An 18,059-nucleotide genomic window follows, 5' to 3' on the forward strand; every position below is an offset into this window, starting at 1 on the left:
ACGACGCACTGGACGCGAAGTCGAGGCTTCATCGCTGGATCAACAAGATCCACCCTCAACCTGGGCCACCGGAAGGCCAGACGTTACCACGCGAATCCCTGCCCGGCGATCGTGGAGAAAGTCCCGGACGCGCGCCCGCCCATCTGAATCTCGTCAAGAGTGACGCCACCGAATCACAACTGCTCACCCGGGAAGGTGCGTCACCGCGAGCATCAAAGCAACGACGAACAGGGCGACCGCGCCGAGAATAGTTCCGCTGACGGCCGGGATGACCTTTGACGCTCGACCGGATTCGTGGCGGGAGATTCCGATGAAACCGAGCACGATGGCGAGAGCAGCGGTTGGGGCAGCGATGAAGTCGCCAATCACGGGGATGAACGCGCAGACCACCGAGATGATACTGAAGGTGAGCGCATAGGCCCCTGCGTTGTCACCCTCTCGCTGGGTCGGCGGCTTTCCTCGCATGTAGAGATCCTGTCTGAAACGTCGAGCGGCTATAGCCGCCGCGGGCGGCATCGAACAAGACCGGCAGCGCAGGGACTGAAGCAGCGCGATTAACCTGGCCAGCTCCGACAACGCCAGCGATTTGATTATAGTTGCGCTCGGCACAGCGGATAGGCCGCGTAGAGGCGAAGAAGGCATCTCGACACTGCCCCGTGACCTCTGTGGCGGCGGGGCCATTCGTTACTTCACCTCAGGGAACTCACGACCGTCGTCAACGTTCCATCGCTATGATTGGCCTTACTACTTGACCAGAGGAGAACCCCCGTGGGATTGAACGACTACCTGAAAAGGGCCAAGGATGCCCTGCGGGGCGAAAAGGGGCAACAGCTCTTGGACAAGGCTGGAAACGCAGCGAGCAAAGCGACTGGCGGACGCCACGACGACAAGATTCAGAAGGCGCGTGGTGCCGCTGACCGTGCCATTGGCAACGACGACAAGCCGGACGATCCGCGAGTCTGAGTTTCACTGACGTGGTCTCGACCTCCTCCGTGGAGGTCGAGACCATTTGTTGGGTCCTCCTCTGGCCCTGCACTCACCTGGATGCTGTGCGTCCCACCTTTCCCTTGTCGTCCGCCGACAGTGATCCGGGAGCTCACTGTTCATGCGGGAGCAGCGGTTGGGTCCTCAGTGAACCGGGAACGTACTCTTCCACGAGTTCTATCCATCAATCTGGTGGTTATGGTGTGAAGCGGTAGCCCATGCCCAGTTCGGTGCGGAAGTAGCGGAGGCGCGCTGGTTCGGGTTCTTTCTGGCCCGGAGCTGGGAGATGTAGACCCGCAGCTAGTTTGCTTCCTCGCCGTAATCGGGTCCCCAGAGGTGCTGGGCGGGAGACGGCCTGGTGCCGCCATCAACGACGTCTCGGTCGGTGCTGACCTGCCTTAATCGCTGGGTGCGGCCGAAGCGCCCGAGGCAGCAGCTACGGTCAGGGCTGGATCGTTCGTTCCTCGCTGGCGTGGCCTGGGTCGAAGTGGCTTGCCTCGGAGACGCGCAAGGGCACGAAAGACTCCACTGATTCGGCTGAGAGAGCTCGGGTCGTGATGCAGACGTGGTCTCCGCCGTCGTCGAGCATGGCGAGACGCTCAAGCACGATCCGGTTCGGACACGCGCCGAGCAGTGGCACCCCAGTGTCATCGCGCTCGACGTCGATTCCGGCGAACTTGTCCGTGTCGTCGCCGGAACGGGTGCCGAACCGCTCCGCGATGGCACGGTTGTCCGCGCTTAGGAAGTGAACTGCGAAGTGCGTAGCGCGGAGGCCCACACGATAGGTGTGGTTGGCCTTCGACAGCCATAGGCAGTACCGCTGCGGGCTGATTCCCGACTGCGTATGAAACCCGACCACGCAGCCGGCCAGTTCGCCCTCCGCCACGGTTGTCACCACGATCAGGGGCTGGTCGACCGAGGCCATGAGGGTTTCGAAAGCGTCGTCACTCATCGTGGACGCACTCCTTTCATACGACCTGCCGGAAGGCTTGCCGTCGTCATTCATCATCCATGGCTCTGCTTGTGAAGGCGAGAGCGGAGGGCCAGCTCTTGCTGAAATCTGCGAGCACCAGGTCGGCCCGAAGCCCTTCGACCAGAGAGCCACGGTCGTCCAGACCCACACAGGCGGCAGCACCTGAGGTGACGAGTCGAACCGCCTGTGGAAGCGCCGCGACTCCGTCACGCACCAGTCGAAGTATGGCCGGAAGCATTGACGTCGGGATGTAGTCGCTGGCGAGCGCATCGGTCAGGCCCGCAGAAACGAGTTCAGCTGCGGATACGTTGCCGGTGTGCGATTCTCCGCGGACAATGTTGGGCGTGCCCGCGATGATGAGCATTCCAAGGTCCCGGGCCGCGCGCGCGGCCGAAACGGTCGTTGGGAACTCCGCGACAGCGCAACCGCGAGCAGCTGCCGCTGACACCTCCTCCGGCGTCGTCAGGTCGTGGGCGAAAAGCCGGATGGCACCTTCCTGGGCCAGGCCTTCCAACCACGACAGGGTGCTGTCGCGCACGGCAAGACGCTCGTCACGACTGCTGCGCCACCATTCGACATGATCAGCAGCGTCTTCGTCAGACATTCCTTCACCATGAACCAGCCACTTCTGCATCTTCGCCGGGTCGGAGAATTGTCCTTGCCCCGGCGTGTGGTCTTCATGAGATACGACTGGCACACGCGGCGCAGACACCCGTGACTCGAAATCCTTCTCGAGAAGCGCCCGCCCGTGCGCGCAGCGAATGTCTAGTCGGTGCAGCACTTGATGATCAACCTGAGAGTCGTCGGTGTCGCGGAGTGCCTCCGAAAGCTCGGAGGCTGCAGGCGAATCGATCGGCGTCCCCACGATCGAGCTCTCTTGGAAGGCCAGCCCGTGGAAGGCCGTCGTGATGCCCGCAGCGCGCAGCCGAGCGCCGGCAGATGCGACGGCGAACGATGGATCGAGCGCGGCACCAGGTCGTGGACGCACCTCCCGCGAGAGCAGGTCGCTGTGCACATCGACGAGCCCCGGCAACACGAAGGCTCCACGAGCATCAAGGTCACACTCGGCCCCACGAGGATGCGTCCCGACCTCGGTGATGCGGCCACCGCGGACAACGACCCTGGCGTCATCTACCACTCTGTCGGGCAGCACTGCAGCGGCGTGACCGATCACAATGTCGGAGATCGTTCCGTCCGAGGTCAAAGATGCCATCCACAGAGCCTGTCACCCGCTCTTGACTGCGATGTGTACGCCTCGTGAACGCCCATCCACCACCGCCGTTCCACCGGCGTTCACCAACGGTTATCCCAGATCCGACCGCGCGTTCTCAATTCATCTATACGTTTGATCACGTAACGAGTAGTCGTATAGAGGACTCGCAATGATTGAACTCACGGATGTCAGCAAGACCTACCAGGGCGGAGTGCAAGCCCTCGGGACCACCGACCTGTCGATCGAGAGCGGAAAGGTCACCGTACTCCTCGGCCCGTCGGGGGCCGGCAAATCCACTCTGCTGCGGTGCATGAACCTGCTCGTGACCCCCAGCACCGGAACAGTGCGGGTCGAGGGCGTCCCGGCACTCGAATCACGCAAAGACCTGCGCCACCACCGCAGACGCACCGGAATGGTCTTCCAGCACCACCAGCTCATCCCCCGGTACACGGCGCTGCGGAATGTGCTCCTCGGCAGGGTCGGTTACTACAGCTTCTGGCGCAGCCTTCTGCCCTTCAGCCGGAGCGACGAACGCATCGCCCTCGAATCGCTCGACCGAGTCGGGCTGCTGGACAAGGCCCTAACCCGCGTCAACAACCTCAGCGGCGGTATGCAGCAGCGCGTGGGCATCGCCCGCGCTTTGGCCCAGCAGCCGGACCTGATCCTGGCCGACGAACCGGTCGCCAGCCTCGATCCCGCCTCGGCGCGTCGCGTCATGGACCTGTTGCGCCGCGTCTGCCAGGAGAGCGGAATCACCCTGATCGCCAGCCTTCACCAGGTCGACCTCGCGCTCGAGCACGCCGACCGCATCGTGGGCCTCGCCCGCGGGCGGATCGTCTATGACGGTCCCGCTGCCGGCGTCACCGACGCAGACCTCCGCCTGATCTACGAAGGCGCGCCGGACGATTCCCGATCCGACGCCCCTGTAAGAGCCGGTCAGGACACGCTTGCGGCCGAGCGCTCCTGACCAGAGCCGCTCAACCGAACTCAGTCGCACCCACCACGACATCGAACGACCCATTGCACGACCCGACTCACCAAGCGACACGACTCACCCCAGGAGTGAATCACCATGATCGGACGCCCCCGTTTCACCGCTGCTGCGGCAGCCCTGCTGACTTCCGCCCTCCTTCTCTCCGGCTGCGGTGCCGCCGGAGAGGCGAGCGCCGCACCCGACACGCTCCGGGTTGCCCTGCTGCCCGACGAGAACGCCTCGGACGTCATCAAGAACAATGAACCGCTCAAGAAGCACCTCGAAGAGGAGCTGGAGATGGACGTCGAGCTCGTCGTGACGACCGACTATTCCTCGATGATCGAGGCGATGTCGCGCGGCCGCCTCGAACTGGCCTATTTCGGTCCTCTCTCGTACGTCCTCGCACAGGAAAAGGCCGATATCGAGCCCTTCGCGGCCCTGCAGGAAGTCGACGGCGAGGACCCGACGTACCAGTCGGTGTTCATCGCCAATGCCGACGCGGGAATCGAGAGCCTCGCCGACGTCGCCGGCAGGACCGTGGCCTGGGGAGACCAGGCGAGCACGTCCAGCCACCTGATCCCCAAGGCCATGCTCGCTGAAGAGGCCGACCTGCGCGTCGACCAGGGCGACTACGAGGAGCAGTACGTCGGGTCTCACGACGCAGTCGCCCTCGCAGTGCAGAATGCCAACGCCGATGCCGGTGGCATGAGCCTGCCCATCTACGAGCGCATGGTCGAGGAGGGCGTCATCGACTCCGAGAAGGTTGTGAAGGTCCAGGAGTCCGAGCCCTACGCCAACTATCCGTGGACGATGCAGTCGAATCTTCCGGAGGACGTCAAGGGGAAGCTGCGCGCGGCGTTCCTGGAGCTCGAGGATCCGGCCGTGCTCGAACCCTTCGACGCCACCGGCTTCGAAGAGGTCACTGACGCGGACTACGACGCGGTGCGCGACCTCGCGCCGCTGCTCGACATCAACCTCGAGGACTACCAGTGAGCGGCCCCGGAAGCGCTACTCTCGAAGAGCAGCGGGAGCAGGAGTACCGGCAGATCTCCGATCATGCACGGTCGGGGTGGAAGCGCTCGATCGCCGTCGGTGGGTTCATCCTCGTCGTCGTGGTGGTGAGTGCGTGGGTCGTGGGAATGCTCGACGGCACGCGCATGATCACCGGTCTGGCCGACATCGCCGACCTGCTCAGCGAGATGTGGGTGCCGGACTTCACCAATATCAACAGCTGGTGGGGCCCGCTGTGGGATTCGATGACCATGAGCATCGCCGCCACGGCGCTGGCAGTGGTCCTCTCCGTCCCGCTCGCACTGTGCGGGGCCCGCAATACATCACCGCATCCGGCGCTCTACTGGGTTGCGCGCCTCTTCCTCAACGTGCTGCGTTCCGTGCCCGAGCTGATCATGGCCATCGTCTTCGTCGCGGCGGTGGGCTTCGGGGCTCTGCCCGGCGCGCTGGCGCTGGGCATCCATTCCGCCGGAATGGTCGGCAAGTTCTTCGCCGAGGCGATCGAGCACGCGGACAACGCACCCATCGAGGCGGCCCGCGCCACCGGGGCCGGACCTGCACAGGTGATCCTGCACGGCATCCTGCCGCAGGTGCTGCCGCAGCTGGCCGACGTCACCGTCTACCGCTGGGAGCTCAACTTCCGCGCCTCGGTCGTGGTGGGTGTCGTCGGCGCCGGGGGCATCGGCTTCGAACTGATCGCCGCTCTGCGCACCCTCCAGTACGACGAGGTCGCCGCGATCCTCCTCGTCATACTTGCCACTGTCACCGTCGTCGACGCCCTCGGCGGAGCTCTGCGAAAGAGGTTCCAATGATCAACCAAGCCCATCGCCCGGTGGTTGTCCTCACCCACCGGGTCCACCCGCAGATCCTCGACGTGCTGGGCGAGCGGTGCAAGGTGATCGCCAACCAGAGCGACGACAGCCTGTCCGCGGACGAGGTGCGGCGCCGTGCAGCCGAGGCCGACGGACTGATGGTGTTCATGCCCGACCGGATCAACGCGGACTTCCTCGACGGGTGCCCGCAGCTGCAGGTGGTCGCCGGGGCCCTCAAAGGCCACGACAACATCGACATCGAGGCATGCACGGACCGCGGAATCTGGCTCACGCGGGTCGAGGATCTCCTCACCGAGCCCACGGCAGAGCTCGCGGTCGGCCTGCTCATCGGACTCGCACGGCACATCGTCGCCGGCGACCGTGCTGTGCGCGCCGGCAAGCCGGGGTGGCGGCCGACCCTCTATGGCAGCACTCTCGTCGGATCGACGATCGGCATCGTGGGCGCGGGACGGCTGGGCCGCGGCGTGGCACGGATGCTCACGGGATTCGACGCCCGGCTGCTCTGCTGCGATCCCGCGCCCGCTTCGCCGGCCGGCGAGGAGGTGCCTCAGATGGAACGCGTCGAACTGCCGGAGCTGCTGGAGCGCAGCGACTCCGTGATCGTCTGCGCTCCGCTCGACGACAGCACGCTGCACCTGCTCGACCGCGACCGGCTGGAGTCGCTGCGACCGGGCGCACTGCTGGTCAACGTCGGCCGCGGTTCGGTGGTGGACGAGCGCGCCGTGGCCGGACTCCTACGCAGCGGGCACCTCGGCGGGTTCGCCGCCGACGTCTTCGAGTTCGAGGACCTGTCGCGCCCGGACCGGCCAGTGGCCATTCCCGAGGAGCTGATCGACATGGGCGACCGGACGCTGTTCACCCCGCACCTGGGATCGGCAGTGGCCTCTGCCCGGCTCAGGATCGAGGAGCACGCCGCCCGGGCGATTCTGCAGGCACTCGACGGTCAAGTGCCCGACGGTGCGGTCAACCAACCTCAGAGGGACGTTCGTGTCACGATGAACGCACTATGATCGACCCCATCGCCCCCACGCCGCCGAAGAAGCCGCCCTCCCGAGTCCCGGTCTACCTGGCGGCCGCGGACACGCTCGCCGAGCAGATCGCGGACCAGCCGGTGGGAACCCGCCTGCCGTCCGAGGAGGAACTCGCTAAACAGCTCGGCATCAGCCGTCTGACCGCGAGGGCGGCACTGGCCGAATTGGAGCGGCGCTACCTGGTGCGCCGGCGGCAGGGCAGCGGAACCTTCGTGTCCCGCCGCGTCGACTACCTCATCAGCCGCCACCACCCGCCGTCCTGGAGTCAGAGCGTCCGCAGCGCCGGGCTAACCCCGGACGTGCGCACCACGGGATGGCGGCTGGCGTCGCCGTCGCCCGATGTGCGCCGCCGCATGAGAATCGGCCCGAGGCGCCAAGTGCTCGCGCTGTCGCGTGACCGGTTCATCGACAACGAGCTGGTGGGCTTCGCTGAGTCCTTCTTCGATACCGCGGTTGTCCCGGACCTGACCCAAGTCCTCGATCCGGCGGCTTCGCTCTACGGAGTACTCGCCGATCATTATGGACTGCAGCCGGTCCGCGGGTGGTTCGGGGTCGCGATCGATCCTGCACCGCCGGAAGTCGCCGAGCACCTAGGACTCACCGGCCGACCACCCGTCATCTCGATCCGGTCGCGAACAGATGCCGCAGCACGGGACCACCGGCCAGTGGAGCTGACGGTCTCCTGGCTGAGGGCGGATGTGTTCCGCGTGGAGATCGATTTCGACACGTGAGCGACAGTTCAGAGGGCTCCTGCAGTCGGTCGTGCCAGTCATTCCTATCGCGTATCACGAACCGCGGAAACAGGTGGAGGACCAGCGGAACGTTAAGATCATCGAATGACCGTAAATCCTAACCTCTCGGAGAGTTCGCCGTAGTTCTTGTTCATGGAGCGAACAAAATTGCCGAGCCGCTGGTAGCCAGCGAATGCGTTGAACATCAAAAGCTCAAAAGCCAGCGATTCGAGCCAATCGACATCTTTGGTGAACCCGGTGATCGCCTGCGCACCGCTGGTGTCCAGAAGCGCTTTGCAGGCGTCTTCGTCGTGTAGTACCGAGCACGCGCTCAGATGCAGAAGCTTCGACTCTAGAATCCCGGCCTTTGGTAGTCTGCCTGCCAACTCGTCAAGCGAAATTGAATCGCCGCTGAGTTCGATGACGCCTGACGAACCGTGGCAGGCTAAATACGCAATATTGTACTTGTCCTGTTTTCGTTGTCCGAGCAGAGTCAGCCCATTGATGAGGTCGTCGACGTCGTTGATATGACGGTGGACATAATTCGCGATCTTGGAGTCGGCGAGGGCCTGCGTCATTGGTCGGACTGTTCGCACGTCATTAACGTCGCGGGACCAGTACCCCTCCATGACCCAAATGCCAGGTTTCGCCATCTCGTCTGCCCTTCGCCGAGCGATAGCTATTGCAGCAGACAATAGCCGACTAGGACAAGGATCAGCAGGATACACATTCTCGGATCAAGAATCGCAAGTCGGCAAACTACGACTGTTGTCAAAGGTACCCAACCGGTACTCGATTCGGAGTCTTCCGAACATGAACACTATGCGCCGCACGGCTGGTCATGGGCTGTGTCAAGGAATGTGGACAGTCCCTACGAGTTTTCCTTCTCTGCTCAGGCCGCCTGGACGAGGTCTTCAGCGGCGCCGTGGTGATCGTTCCAAGCTTGTACCGGTGTCCGGTAGCTCAGCGCTGAGTGGCGCCGACGGCGGTTGTAGAACACCTCGATGTACTCAGCCACCGCCAGCCGGGCTCGACCGCGGGTCTCGAAGACTTGCTGGTAGTACATCTCGTTCTTCAAAGTGGCGAAGAACGATTCGGCCGCCGCGTTGTCCCAGCACACCCCTGTCCGACCCATCGACTGGAAAACCCCGTTCTCACTGCAATAACGGGTGAACTCATCCGAGGTGTACTGCGATCCATGGTCGGAATGGAAAATCGCTCCTGCCGTGGCTCCGCCTTGCGTGCGCGCCATCTCAAGAGCATCGACGACCAGGCTGGCGCGCATGCGCTCGGCGATCTGCCAGCCGATGACCATGCGCGTAGCCAAATCGATCACCGTGGCCAGATACAACCAGCCTTGGCCGGTGCGCAGGTAGGTGATGTCGCCGACCAGCGCCTGCCCCGGCGCATAAGAGTCCGGGTCGAAGTCGCGTTCCAGCCGATCGGTGAAAACCTGGGCCTGCTCATCGACGACGGTAGTGCGCTTGTAGGCGCGCTTCTGGATCGCAGCCAGCCCCAGTTCGCGCATCAGATCGGCCACCAGTCCCACAGAGCAGGGGAACTCGTTGTCGTTGAGCTCGGCCGCGATCCGCCGGCATCCCGCAGTCCCGCGCTGCTGTGCGAAGACCCGTACGATCTCGCTCTTCAGCGCCTCGCGACGCGCCTGCGTCGCCGTGAGGGTCCCGACTCGAGCCCGCCACGCGTAGAACGACGACCGGGCCACGCCCAGCTTCTGACACATCCAGCTGATCGGATAGTTTCCCTTCTCCGCCTCGATCAGGGCTGACTTCTCATTCAGTCCTGCTCCCTGGCGAAGAAGGCCGCGGCTTTTTTTAAGAACTCGTTCTCCATCCGCAGCCGCCGGACCTCGTCTTCCAACTCAGCCAGCCGAGCGTGATCGGCCGGCTTCAACTCTTGAACCGGTTCCGGGTTGTCCTGCCGGTAACGCTTGACCCAATTGCCCAAAGTCCCCGGATTGACCTGCAGCTCGCCGGCCACCTCGACGATCGGCCGATCGTTCTGCACGACCAGCTGGACCGCCTCAGCCTTGAACTGCGGGCTGAACTTCCGCCGTGATGCACTTGCCATGCTCTTGATCCTCTCCCATCAAGAGGAACTGTCCAAGAACCTTGATACACCCCACCCGAAGGGACGCCGAAATCGGCGCAAAGCGCCTATACAGCCAGTCGGAAAGCACTCAACAGGTTAAACAACAAGCTTAGTGACGATTGTCTCGCGTAGGGCGGGGGCCGCGCCATAGCAACACGCGTCGGGTTTCGCAGACACCCGCACGGCCGATCGCCTCGGCTGATAGTTGGATGATTGAGGTGGCATGGCCAGGGGAACGCCAGTCTCGCCTTATAGGTTATTCGGCTACGGAACGCGGTGGAGTTTAGGTTCAACGTGTGATCGACGGCCGACTACCGGGCACGCTGGACTTCAGTTCATCTGTGGTCGAGTGGCCCAGGCGTTGACATTGCATTGCTGCTCGGTGTGGTCGCCCGCAGCCACGACTGTTCCGTCGGCGCGCAGCCCAAGCGAGTGTCTCGCTCCGGCTGCGATCGCTGTGATGCCGGTCCATGACTGGACATCGCACTGGCCGAACTGGTTGTCGCCCGTTCCGAAGACCCTTCCGGTCTGGCTCAGCGCGAGCGTATGGACGGAGCCGGCCGCCACTGAGGTGATGCTTCTCCACGATGACACCTCGCACTGGCCTCTGCTGTCGTCGCCGACGGCGACGACGGTGCCGTCTTCGTGTAAGCCGACGGTGTGCAGGTAGCCGGCAGAGACCCCGGACACGTGTGTCCACCGGGCGACGTCGGTCTGCCCTCGCTGATTGTTGCCAGTTGCGAGGGCTGTGCCGTCGCGTCGAACTGCGACTGTGTGCCAGTCGCCGCACGCGATCGCGACGATCCCGCTCCACAACTGCACGTCACACTGTCCTTCCGCGGTGCGACCGGTGGCGACGACCGATCCGTCGGCACGTAGCCCCACGGTGGTCCTCCAGCCGGCGGCTATTGCCGTGATCTCGCGCCACTGCGTGACGGCGGTCTGCCCGGCGTCGCTCCAGCCGGTAGCAAGTGCAGTCCCATCGGCTCGGAGCCCCACTGTGTGAGACTTGCCGGTATTGCGGGCCGTGTGGACGCTGCCAGCGGCTACGGCGATGACGTCGGACCAGGGTAGGACGTCACACTCGCCGGCTTGATTGTTGCCAGTGGCAATCACGGTCCCGTCCTCGCGTCGCAGCACTGAGTGCCGGTTCCCGGCCGCGAGTACGGTGCGCACGTGGACCTCCTCCGCGGTTCTCGTCGCCACCTGATCGTAGGCCGTCATACCAGTCGTCGCGGCAACGCCCGTCTCGTGGCCCCAGCGCGACGTGGCAAGGTTACCGACCTCGGAACTCGGACGAGCTCCAGCACTCCCGCGACCGTAGTGACAGCTCTGGTGCTCGCAGTCGTTCGAGAGCTTGTGATCGTCCCGATCTCCCACATGGGAGCGCCGGAGGGACGGTGAGCGAGCACCGACCTATGGACATAGCTCTCCAAAGGTTACTCGGCTACGGAACGCGGTGGAGTTCCGGTTTAACGTCTAGCGTTAATGACGCACCCCGTTATACAGTGGTCGAGTGATCAGATCGTTCGGCAGCAAGGACACCGAGCGCATCTGGCATGAGCAGTACGTCAAGCGCGTTGACCGGACGGTGCAGAGGGCGACCTTGCGGAAGCTCGAGCTGATTCATGCGGCGAAGGATGTCGAGGACCTCAGGGTCCCGCCAGGTAACCGCCTGGAGCGTCTGGTCGGTGACCGACGCGGGCAGCACAGCATCCGCGTGAACGCGCAATGGCGTCTCTGCTTCGCCTGGAGAGATGGAGGTGCGGACAATGTCGAACTCGTCGACTACCACTGAGGACGACCTGATCGAGCCGATCCACCCGGGGGAGATCCTGATGGAGGACTTCATCGAGGGCTTCGGGATCACGCAGAACAAGCTTGCCGTGTCCATCGGTGTGCCGCCGCGCCGGATCAACGAGATCGTGCACGGCAAGCGGGGGATCACCGCTGATACGGCGATCCGTCTGGCGCGCTACTTCGGAACGTCCGAGGAGCTCTGGATGAATCTGCAGTCGAACTACGAGCTCCGGCTCGAGCGCCGTGCACTGCGCGACAAGGTTGCCGCGATCACGCCGTTGCATGTCGCATGACCGGGCATCTCATCGTGATCTCCGGCCTTCCCGGCGTCGGAAAGACAAGCGTGGCCGAGATCATCGCGGCGAGCACGGGGTCGGTCCACCTGTCCATCGACGCCGTCGAGGAGTCGCTCCTTGCATGCGGTCTGCCGGCAGGGTGGGAAGTAGGTGTCGCGGCGTACGAGGCGGCGCGTGCAATGGCGGAGCAGAATCTGCGGCTCGGTCACGATGTCGTCGTTGATGCGGTCAACGACAGTGACGAGGCTCGGCAGACATGGCGGACGGCGGCCTCGCGAACAGGTGCACGCATCGAGTTCGTGTACCTCATGATCTCCGATGCGCGGGAGCATGAGCGAAGGCTCCGCGGCAGGGATCGCGGACTCACCCACGTCGGCGAGCCGACCTGGTCGGACGTGCAGCGCCGTCGCGCTGATTACGCCGCGTGGTCCGATGAGGTCGTGGAGTTCGATACGGCTGCGCGGACTGCGGACGAGGTCGCAGACGCGCTCGCTGCGCATCTCGGCGCGTAATGAGGGAACGTCATCGCTGATGGTTCTCCGTGTCGGAACGCAGTTGAATTCAGGTTCAATGTCTAATACAGGCTTCTGACCCACCTACCTGCGCATCAGTCCCTGACACCGGGCTCTCCCGTAACATTGCGGGTATGAATGGGGCGCTTTCGAAGGGCCGAGCGAAGGTGCCACCAGCACGGACTGGCCGACTTGACTCCATGGACCGCCGGTACGAGCCTTTCGTGCGCCTCGTCCCTGCACCAGTGCGGCGGGTGGCCTCGTCGTGGAGGTGGGATGCGCCGGACGGGGGTGGTTCGTGGGACCTGCACATCGAGCACGTGGGTGCCCCGACGGCTTCGGTCCGAATGCTGCTGGTCCATGGAGCGGGAGGGAACGCGGCGGCGATGTGGCCCTACGCTGCACACCTGAGTCGCCTGGGCGCTCGGGTTACGGTGGTCGATCTGCCCGGTTACGGGCGAACGATCCGGGTGCGGCGTGGACGCCGCAGCGTCAGTTATGGCGACTGGCAGCAGCTGCTCGTCGATCTCGTGGGTCGCGAGCATGACGAGCGGCCACTTGTCCTCGTCGGGGCGAGCATGGGTGGTGCCCTCGCGGTCGACACCGCTGCAGTGACCGGACTGGCCAAGCGGGTCATCGCGACCTGCCTGCTCGACCCGACTCGGCCGGGCATCGCTGCCGCCATCGTGCGAGCCCCGTGGATAGCGCGGCTGGGATTGCCACTGCTGCAGTTCGCCCGGGGGCCAGCGGCGAATCCACGGATCCCGGTCCGGGTGCTGACCCCTATGTCTGCGATTGCGAACGACCCTGCCCTCAGTCATGCAGTGCTCACCGACCCGTGCGGCGGTGGTGGCGCGATGCCGGTGGGCTGGTACCGCTCGTTCCTCGAGGCAGGTCCGGCTATTCCACCCGAGCAATACCAAGGACCACCGGTCGTGCTGTTGCATCCGGCCGAGGATCGTTGGACTATGCCGGAGCTCAGCCTCGACTACCTTGGTCGGCTTCACGGCAAGATCCGGGTCGTGATGCTTCCTGGCTGCGGCCACTTCCCCCTCGAGGAGCCCGGCTTCCAGGTCCTCCTGGACGAGGTTTTGGATGAGATGGAACAGGTGCTGGATGACCAGCGGAGAGGCAGCTGAGTCGGCCATGCGCGGTGAGGGACCGTAGCCCTGAGACCGGTCTGGCCCGGTGAGGCGTGCATGCGTTCCTAGCCGTGGCGACGCCGTGGAATTTCGTTTCGCCGTCTAACGTCTGCTGCGCCGAGCGGTCGTGCTCAAGGTCGCGTCGATGTGACGTGGCCCGAGCATCGGGGCGTGTATGCAGTAGGCCTTTCGAATGTGCGGCCAACCCAGCCTGATTGAAGGCGTACAAGGGCCGCGCCGAGTGCTTTCCGTGCACTCGGAGGCACTGCATTGCTGTGTGGGACGGACTCGGTTAATATACGAAAGTGAGGTGTTTCGTATCGAAACTTTGGAGGGGTGCTGTGGCAGATGTCGAAGCTGGAGTGACGCGGGGTCGTCCGCTCAATGCTGACCTCACGCCGGCAATTGTGGACGCGGTGCTGTCTCTCCTCGCCGAACAGGGGTACGCCCAGCTGACAACCGCCGCAGTCGCGAAGCGGGCTGGGGTGTCCACGGCGACGCTCTACCGTCGATGGCCCTCCAAGCGCGACCTACTGTTGGCTGCAGCAGGTCAGATTGCCGAGGAGGAGTCCGCCGACGTCGACTCCGGCACCCTCGAAGATGACCTGCGCTCGATGTTCGCTCACAAGCGGGCAGTGCTCTCCGGAAGGATCGGGGCGGTGCTCGTGGCGTTGGCCGGTGAGTCGGCGCACGATCCTGAGCTCGGTGCGATAGTGCGCGCCAGTGTCTTCGATCCGACCCGGGATCGCTTGGAGTGGATCTTCGAACGCGCGAGGGCACGCGGTGAGCAGGCAACGCGCGATCCGGCGGCTGCGGCTTACTTGATTGTCGGCGCGATTCTGTCTCGGATCGCATTCGATGACGTCGAGGACGGAAGCCTGCTACCAGAAAGTGACGTGGCGATGCTGCTCAACGCCATCGGGACTGATGCACGTTTAAGTGTCAGTTTGGGTTTCACGCTGCGAGGTTCGCAGCGGGTTTCATGATCGCCTCGTACTCCACCGGCGTCAACCGGCCCAGGCGCGCTTGCCGACGCCGACGGTGATACGTCCGCTCAATCCAGGTCACGATTGCGATCCGCAACTTCTCGCGGGTAGACCAGCGCCGGCGGTCGAGGACGTTTTTCTGCAAGAGCGCGAAGAACGATTCCATTGCCGCATTATCGCCCGCTGCACCCACGCGACCCATCGATCCGGCCAGCCCGCGCCTGGTCAGAGCGGTGACATACTTCCGTGAACGAAATTGCGAGCCCCTGTCGCTGTGGACCACGCAACCGGTCACGTCCCCGCGCCGCACGGCGGCCATCTCCAGGGCATCCACAGCCAGACGGGCCTTCATCCGGCTGTCAATGGAATAGCCAACGATCCGGCCGGAGTACACATCCTTGATCGCACAGAGGTAGAGCTTGCCCTCGTCCGTCTTGTGCTCGGTGATGTCGGTCAGCCACAACTCGTTAGGACCAGCCGCGGTGAAGTTCCGTTCGACCCGGTCGTCGTGGACGGGCGGACCCGGCTTCTTCCCGTTCTTCGCCCGAGCCTTGCCGAACACCGACCACCACTGATTTCTCGAGCAGATCCGCCAAGCGGTTCGGGTGCTCATGGCCTCACCGGATGTGCAGGCTTCATCGGCGAGGAACCTGTAACCGAACTCCGGATCATCGCGGTGGGCATCATAGAGAGCATTCGCCCGATAGGCCTCGACTAATTCGGCATCAAGGACCGGCCGTGTGAGCCAGCGATAGTACGGCTGGCGGGAGAGCTTCAGAACCCGGCACGACACCGCAACGGGAATCCCGTCGGCGGCGAGCTCTCTCACGAGCGGGTAGAGCCTTTTGACGGCAGGTTCGCCTGCGATAGATAAGCGGCCGCGCGGCGGAGGACTTCGTTCTCCTGCTCGAGCAGCCGGTTGCGTCGCCTGAGCTCACGCAGCTCCGCGGAGCCGTCGGTGCTGGTGCCGGGTTTGTTGCCGGCGTCGATCTCAGCCTGGCGGAGCCATTTGGCTACGGTGCCTTCGTGGATACCGAAGTCGGCACCGATCTGCGCGATCGTCGTCGACTCGTCACGGTTAAGAGCGACGCGGACGACGTCCTCGCGGAACTCTTTCGGGTAGGGCTTGGGCATGGTGACATCCTTCCAGGCCCACGCATTGGTAAGCCAGATCAGGTGACACCTATCCGTGCATCAGTCCCTCGTGGCGTGGTCGGACTGCGGACCCGGCCGGCTCCGCTCCCGGTTCAGGACGCGTGCGCCCACAGCCGCGCGGCCGCGTAGCTGCGGTGCGGACTCCACGTCGCGACGCGGTCCGCGTCCGCCGCGGGATCCAGGTCGCGCAGCGTCCGCCGCAGCACCGCGTCGCCGGCCGGGAACGCGTCCGCGTCCGTGCCCGCCCGGATCGCCAGGTAGTCGAGCGTCCACGGTCCGATCCCGTGGACCGCGTGCAGGTCCTCCCGCGTCGGCAGGAGGTCCGGATCACCCTGCTCCGCGAAGAGGACCGCGACCTCGTGCACGGTGCGCGCCCGGCTGCCCGTCAGCCGCACGGTGGCCCGCAGCTCCTCGAGGGGCACGGCTGCCAGCACGTCAGGGGTGGGGAAGAGCCGCAACCCGCCTGTGTGTGATCCAGCCGGCCGGTCGCCGCCCATGTCCGCCCCGTCGTGCGGATACGGAGCGAGGGTCGGCATGCCATCCACCGCGGGTGGTTCCGCACCGAACGCCGCGACCAGCCGAGCGTCGAACAGCCGTGAGGTCCGCAGCGTCACCTGCTGCCCCATGACGGTCATGACGACGGCCTCGAACGGCGATTGGAACCGGCTGATCCGCAGACCCGGTCGCTCCCGCACCTGCTGCGCGAACAGCGGGTCCGCACCCAGGTGCGCGTCGATCCCGCTCACATCCGCGTCCAGATCGAACCAGTGCCGCACCCGCGCGGCGAGGACGTCGTTGACGCCCGCGTCCACGGTCGACGTCGCGACCTCCGCACCCGCCTCGTCGAGGCGGACGGTGACCGCGTGCGGGTCGCCGTGGACGTCGACCCACCGCGTCATCGTCGCCGAGGCCCCCTCGAGCAGGTGCAGACCCTCCACTGCGTGGACCGCCAATGAGGCGCGGGCCGCCTCCCGGTCGAACGGGCCGCTCGCGTCGACACGGAACGACGCGCGCACACTCACGGTGTCCACACGCCGGAGCTGCCGCGCCGGTGCGAGTCGACGAGGTGGGTGTCGACGATGCCGATCGCCTCCATGAGCGCGAACATCGTCGTGGGGCCCACGAATGCGAACCCCTCCTTCCGCAGCGCCTTCGACAGGGCCAGCGATTCCGCGGACTGCGTGGGGACCTCGGCGATGGTCCGGGGCGCCGGTGTCTCCTCCGGCTGGAACGACCAGACGAAGTCGACCAGCCCGCCCTTCTCCCGCAGCCGGATCGTCGCGTTCGCATTGGTGATCGTCGCGAGGATCTTCGCCCGGTTCCGCACGATGCCCGCATCGCCCATCAGGCGCGCGACGTCCGTGTCGCCGTACCGGGCCACGCGGTCCGGGTCGAAGTCGTCGAACGCCTCCCGGAACGCGGGGCGTTTGCGCAGGATCGTCGCCCACGACAGGCCCGCCTTGAACGCCTCGAGGCTGATGCGCTCGAACAGTCCCTGCTCGTCCCCGACGGGCAGGCCCCACTCCGTGTCGTAGTACTCGCGCATGAGCGGGTCGGTCGCCGCCCACGCGGGCCGGGCCATCCCGTCCTCACCGATCACGATGCCTGTGTCTGTGCTCATCCGTTCAGTCCTGTCTCCCGCATCGTGATGTTGATCCGTCCGGACTCCAGTCCGCAGCCGTCCGGCGCGGTGCCCGGATGGACCTTCGTGACGCCGTGGTAGGCCAGCCGCGAGGGTCCGCCGAAGACGAACAGGTCGCCGGACCCCAGGTCGATGTCCTGGTAGGGCTTCGTCCGGGTCTCCGTGTTGCCGAAGCGGAACCGGCACGCATCGCCGATCGACAGGGAGACGACCGGGGCCATCGACTCCTCGTCCTTGTCCTGGTGCATGCCCATCTTCGCGGTGTCGTCGTAGTAGTTCACCAGCGCGGTGTCCGGCGTGTAGTCGTCGCCCGCGTGCGGATCCCCGGTCGCGGCGACGAGACCTGTCCGACCCAGCCGCACCATCCAGTCGGGGAAGTCCAGGACCCGGTTGCCATTCACGTCGACGGCATCGCGCGAGTAGGCGTACGGCCGCCAGTGCCAGCCCAGGCACACGGTGCGCACGCTCATCTCGTGACCGCGGATCTTCGCCGAGCGCAGGGGCACCGGCCCCTGCGTCCACTCGTGGAAGCGGGCGACGATCCACCGCTGCTGCTCCAGCGTGAGCCAGCCGGGCACGTGGTGGGCGCCGGCGGGAAGCTGCGGACCGGTGGGTCCCAACAGGTCGTCTCCGAACAGGGTGTTCAACGGGCGCTCCTCACGGCCTCG

21 protein-coding genes are annotated in these 18,059 nt (G+C 65.0%); 11 read left to right on the forward strand and 10 right to left on the reverse strand.

The window, feature by feature from the left end; translation table 11 throughout:
• Positions 1–183: 183 nt before the first annotated feature.
• On the reverse strand, positions 184–465 hold the full coding sequence (locus FDF13_RS08540; protein WP_137319269.1) for a hypothetical protein: 282 nt from the start codon (positions 463–465) through the stop codon (positions 184–186).
• 303 nt (positions 466–768) lie between these two features.
• On the opposite strand from FDF13_RS08540, the gene FDF13_RS08545 reads away from it, so the two are divergent.
• Positions 769–963, forward strand: a complete 195-nt coding sequence (locus FDF13_RS08545; RefSeq protein WP_137319270.1) for an antitoxin — start codon at positions 769–771, stop codon at positions 961–963.
• A gap of 463 nt (positions 964–1,426) precedes the next feature.
• On the opposite strand, the gene FDF13_RS08550 is transcribed toward FDF13_RS08545, so the two are convergent.
• Positions 1,427–1,936 (reverse strand): flavin reductase family protein, encoded by a 510-nt coding sequence (locus FDF13_RS08550; protein WP_137319271.1) that lies wholly within the window; start codon positions 1,934–1,936, stop codon positions 1,427–1,429.
• Between the two features lie 46 nt (positions 1,937–1,982).
• Positions 1,983–3,170, reverse strand: coding sequence for an alpha-D-ribose 1-methylphosphonate 5-triphosphate diphosphatase (locus tag FDF13_RS08555; protein WP_137319272.1), 1,188 nt, complete (start codon positions 3,168–3,170; stop codon positions 1,983–1,985).
• Positions 3,171–3,339: 169 nt separating this feature from the next.
• On the opposite strand from FDF13_RS08555, the gene phnC reads away from it, so the two are divergent.
• The 5 genes from phnC to FDF13_RS08580 all read left to right on the forward strand — a co-directional run bounded on the left by phnC (position 3,340) and on the right by FDF13_RS08580 (position 7,749).
• Complete coding sequence (gene phnC / locus FDF13_RS08560) at positions 3,340–4,137, forward strand: phosphonate ABC transporter ATP-binding protein (protein WP_137319273.1); 798 nt, start codon at positions 3,340–3,342, stop codon at positions 4,135–4,137.
• A 105-nt stretch (positions 4,138–4,242) separates the two neighbouring features.
• On the forward strand, positions 4,243–5,136 hold the full coding sequence (gene phnD, locus FDF13_RS08565; protein WP_137319274.1) for a phosphate/phosphite/phosphonate ABC transporter substrate-binding protein: 894 nt from the start codon (positions 4,243–4,245) through the stop codon (positions 5,134–5,136).
• Positions 5,133–5,966, forward strand: coding sequence for a phosphonate ABC transporter, permease protein PhnE (gene phnE / locus FDF13_RS08570; RefSeq protein WP_137319275.1), 834 nt, complete (start codon positions 5,133–5,135; stop codon positions 5,964–5,966). Before phnD ends, phnE begins: the two co-directional genes overlap by 4 nt.
• The gene (locus tag FDF13_RS08575; protein ID WP_137319276.1) at positions 5,963–6,997 is read left to right on the forward strand and encodes a phosphonate dehydrogenase; all 1,035 of its coding nucleotides are present in this window, start codon (positions 5,963–5,965) and stop codon (positions 6,995–6,997) included. Before phnE ends, FDF13_RS08575 begins: the two co-directional genes overlap by 4 nt.
• Positions 6,994–7,749, forward strand: a complete 756-nt coding sequence (locus FDF13_RS08580; protein ID WP_137319277.1) for a GntR family transcriptional regulator — start codon at positions 6,994–6,996, stop codon at positions 7,747–7,749. Before FDF13_RS08575 ends, FDF13_RS08580 begins: the two co-directional genes overlap by 4 nt.
• Before the next feature lie 98 nt (positions 7,750–7,847).
• Here FDF13_RS08580 and FDF13_RS08585 read toward each other — a convergent pair whose 3' ends face one another.
• The 3 genes from FDF13_RS08585 to FDF13_RS08595 all read right to left on the reverse strand — a co-directional run bounded on the left by FDF13_RS08585 (position 7,848) and on the right by FDF13_RS08595 (position 11,082).
• Positions 7,848–8,327, reverse strand: coding sequence for a DUF6642 family protein (locus tag FDF13_RS08585; RefSeq protein WP_137319278.1), 480 nt, complete (start codon positions 8,325–8,327; stop codon positions 7,848–7,850).
• 314 nt (positions 8,328–8,641) lie between these two features.
• Positions 8,642–9,837, reverse strand: a protein-coding gene (locus FDF13_RS08590) for an IS3 family transposase (protein ID WP_137319112.1) whose coding sequence is annotated in 2 segments (ribosomal slippage) — positions 8,642–9,582 and positions 9,582–9,837 — 1,197 coding nt in all. Because the reading frame shifts where the segments join, the coding sequence is not laid out codon by codon here.
• Between the two features lie 351 nt (positions 9,838–10,188).
• Positions 10,189–11,082, reverse strand: coding sequence for a chromosome condensation regulator (locus FDF13_RS08595; protein WP_137319279.1), 894 nt, complete (start codon positions 11,080–11,082; stop codon positions 10,189–10,191).
• A gap of 292 nt (positions 11,083–11,374) precedes the next feature.
• Between FDF13_RS08595 and FDF13_RS08600 the strand changes: the two genes are divergently transcribed.
• The 5 genes from FDF13_RS08600 (at position 11,375) to FDF13_RS08620 (ending at position 14,594) form a co-directional block, all read left to right on the forward strand.
• Entirely contained in the window at positions 11,375–11,656 is a 282-nt protein-coding gene (locus tag FDF13_RS08600) for a type II toxin-antitoxin system RelE/ParE family toxin (RefSeq protein ID WP_137319280.1), read from the forward strand.
• Positions 11,631–11,951 carry a HigA family addiction module antitoxin gene (locus tag FDF13_RS08605; RefSeq protein WP_099195592.1) on the forward strand — a complete coding sequence of 107 codons (321 nt, stop codon included), beginning with the start codon at positions 11,631–11,633 and terminating at the stop codon, positions 11,949–11,951. The genes FDF13_RS08600 and FDF13_RS08605 overlap by 26 nt, the downstream gene beginning before the upstream one ends.
• Complete coding sequence (locus FDF13_RS08610; protein WP_137319281.1) at positions 11,948–12,466, forward strand: AAA family ATPase; 519 nt, start codon at positions 11,948–11,950, stop codon at positions 12,464–12,466. The genes FDF13_RS08605 and FDF13_RS08610 overlap by 4 nt, the downstream gene beginning before the upstream one ends.
• 386 nt (positions 12,467–12,852) lie before the next feature.
• On the forward strand, positions 12,853–13,605 hold the full coding sequence (locus tag FDF13_RS08615) for an alpha/beta hydrolase (protein ID WP_254668969.1): 753 nt from the start codon (positions 12,853–12,855) through the stop codon (positions 13,603–13,605).
• Between the two features lie 344 nt (positions 13,606–13,949).
• Positions 13,950–14,594, forward strand: coding sequence for a TetR/AcrR family transcriptional regulator (locus FDF13_RS08620; RefSeq protein ID WP_217494839.1), 645 nt, complete (start codon positions 13,950–13,952; stop codon positions 14,592–14,594).
• Here the strand turns inward: FDF13_RS08620 and FDF13_RS08625 are convergent.
• From FDF13_RS08625 to FDF13_RS08640, 4 genes are all read right to left on the reverse strand, one after another.
• Positions 14,563–15,728 (reverse strand): IS3 family transposase gene (locus FDF13_RS08625; protein ID WP_254668749.1). Its coding sequence is split into 2 segments (ribosomal slippage): positions 14,563–15,441 and positions 15,444–15,728, totalling 1,164 coding nucleotides; the frame shifts between segments, so codons are not numbered across the junction. The two genes, FDF13_RS08620 and FDF13_RS08625, sit on opposite strands and share 32 nt — an antisense overlap.
• Before the next feature lie 113 nt (positions 15,729–15,841).
• The gene (locus FDF13_RS08630; protein WP_254668750.1) at positions 15,842–16,780 is read right to left on the reverse strand and encodes a DNA-3-methyladenine glycosylase; all 939 of its coding nucleotides are present in this window, start codon (positions 16,778–16,780) and stop codon (positions 15,842–15,844) included.
• Positions 16,768–17,370: a DNA-3-methyladenine glycosylase I gene (locus tag FDF13_RS08635; RefSeq protein WP_137319283.1), complete on the reverse strand. Its 603-nt coding sequence runs from the start codon at positions 17,368–17,370 to the stop codon at positions 16,768–16,770. Before FDF13_RS08635 ends, FDF13_RS08630 begins: the two co-directional genes overlap by 13 nt.
• Positions 17,367–18,038: an alpha-ketoglutarate-dependent dioxygenase AlkB gene (locus FDF13_RS08640; protein ID WP_137319284.1), complete on the reverse strand. Its 672-nt coding sequence runs from the start codon at positions 18,036–18,038 to the stop codon at positions 17,367–17,369. Before FDF13_RS08640 ends, FDF13_RS08635 begins: the two co-directional genes overlap by 4 nt.
• Positions 18,039–18,059: the final 21 nt, after the last annotated feature.

It is taken from the genome of Brevibacterium sp. CS2, assembly GCF_005280295.1.
GTDB classification, from domain to species: Bacteria; Actinomycetota; Actinomycetes; order Actinomycetales; family Brevibacteriaceae; genus Brevibacterium; species Brevibacterium pityocampae.

Coding starts and splice junctions, on each gene's coding strand:
- FDF13_RS08595 (WP_137319279.1), bottom strand. CDS start 11,082: ATGACGGCCTACGATCAGGTGGCGACGAGAACCGCGGAGGAGGTCCAC.
- FDF13_RS08605 (WP_099195592.1), top strand. CDS start 11,631: ATGTCGAACTCGTCGACTACCACTGAGGACGACCTGATCGAGCCGATC.
- FDF13_RS08575 (WP_137319276.1), top strand. CDS start 5,963: ATGATCAACCAAGCCCATCGCCCGGTGGTTGTCCTCACCCACCGGGTC.
- FDF13_RS08550 (WP_137319271.1), bottom strand. CDS start 1,936: ATGAGTGACGACGCTTTCGAAACCCTCATGGCCTCGGTCGACCAGCCC.
- FDF13_RS08580 (WP_137319277.1), top strand. CDS start 6,994: ATGATCGACCCCATCGCCCCCACGCCGCCGAAGAAGCCGCCCTCCCGA.
- phnC (WP_137319273.1), top strand. CDS start 3,340: ATGATTGAACTCACGGATGTCAGCAAGACCTACCAGGGCGGAGTGCAA.
- FDF13_RS08635 (WP_137319283.1), bottom strand. CDS start 17,370: ATGAGCACAGACACAGGCATCGTGATCGGTGAGGACGGGATGGCCCGG.
- phnD (WP_137319274.1), top strand. CDS start 4,243: ATGATCGGACGCCCCCGTTTCACCGCTGCTGCGGCAGCCCTGCTGACT.
- FDF13_RS08555 (WP_137319272.1), bottom strand. CDS start 3,170: ATGGCATCTTTGACCTCGGACGGAACGATCTCCGACATTGTGATCGGT.
- FDF13_RS08615 (WP_254668969.1), top strand. CDS start 12,853: ATGTGGCCCTACGCTGCACACCTGAGTCGCCTGGGCGCTCGGGTTACG.
- FDF13_RS08610 (WP_137319281.1), top strand. CDS start 11,948: ATGACCGGGCATCTCATCGTGATCTCCGGCCTTCCCGGCGTCGGAAAG.
- FDF13_RS08585 (WP_137319278.1), bottom strand. CDS start 8,327: ATGACGCAGGCCCTCGCCGACTCCAAGATCGCGAATTATGTCCACCGT.
- FDF13_RS08540 (WP_137319269.1), bottom strand. CDS start 465: ATGCGAGGAAAGCCGCCGACCCAGCGAGAGGGTGACAACGCAGGGGCC.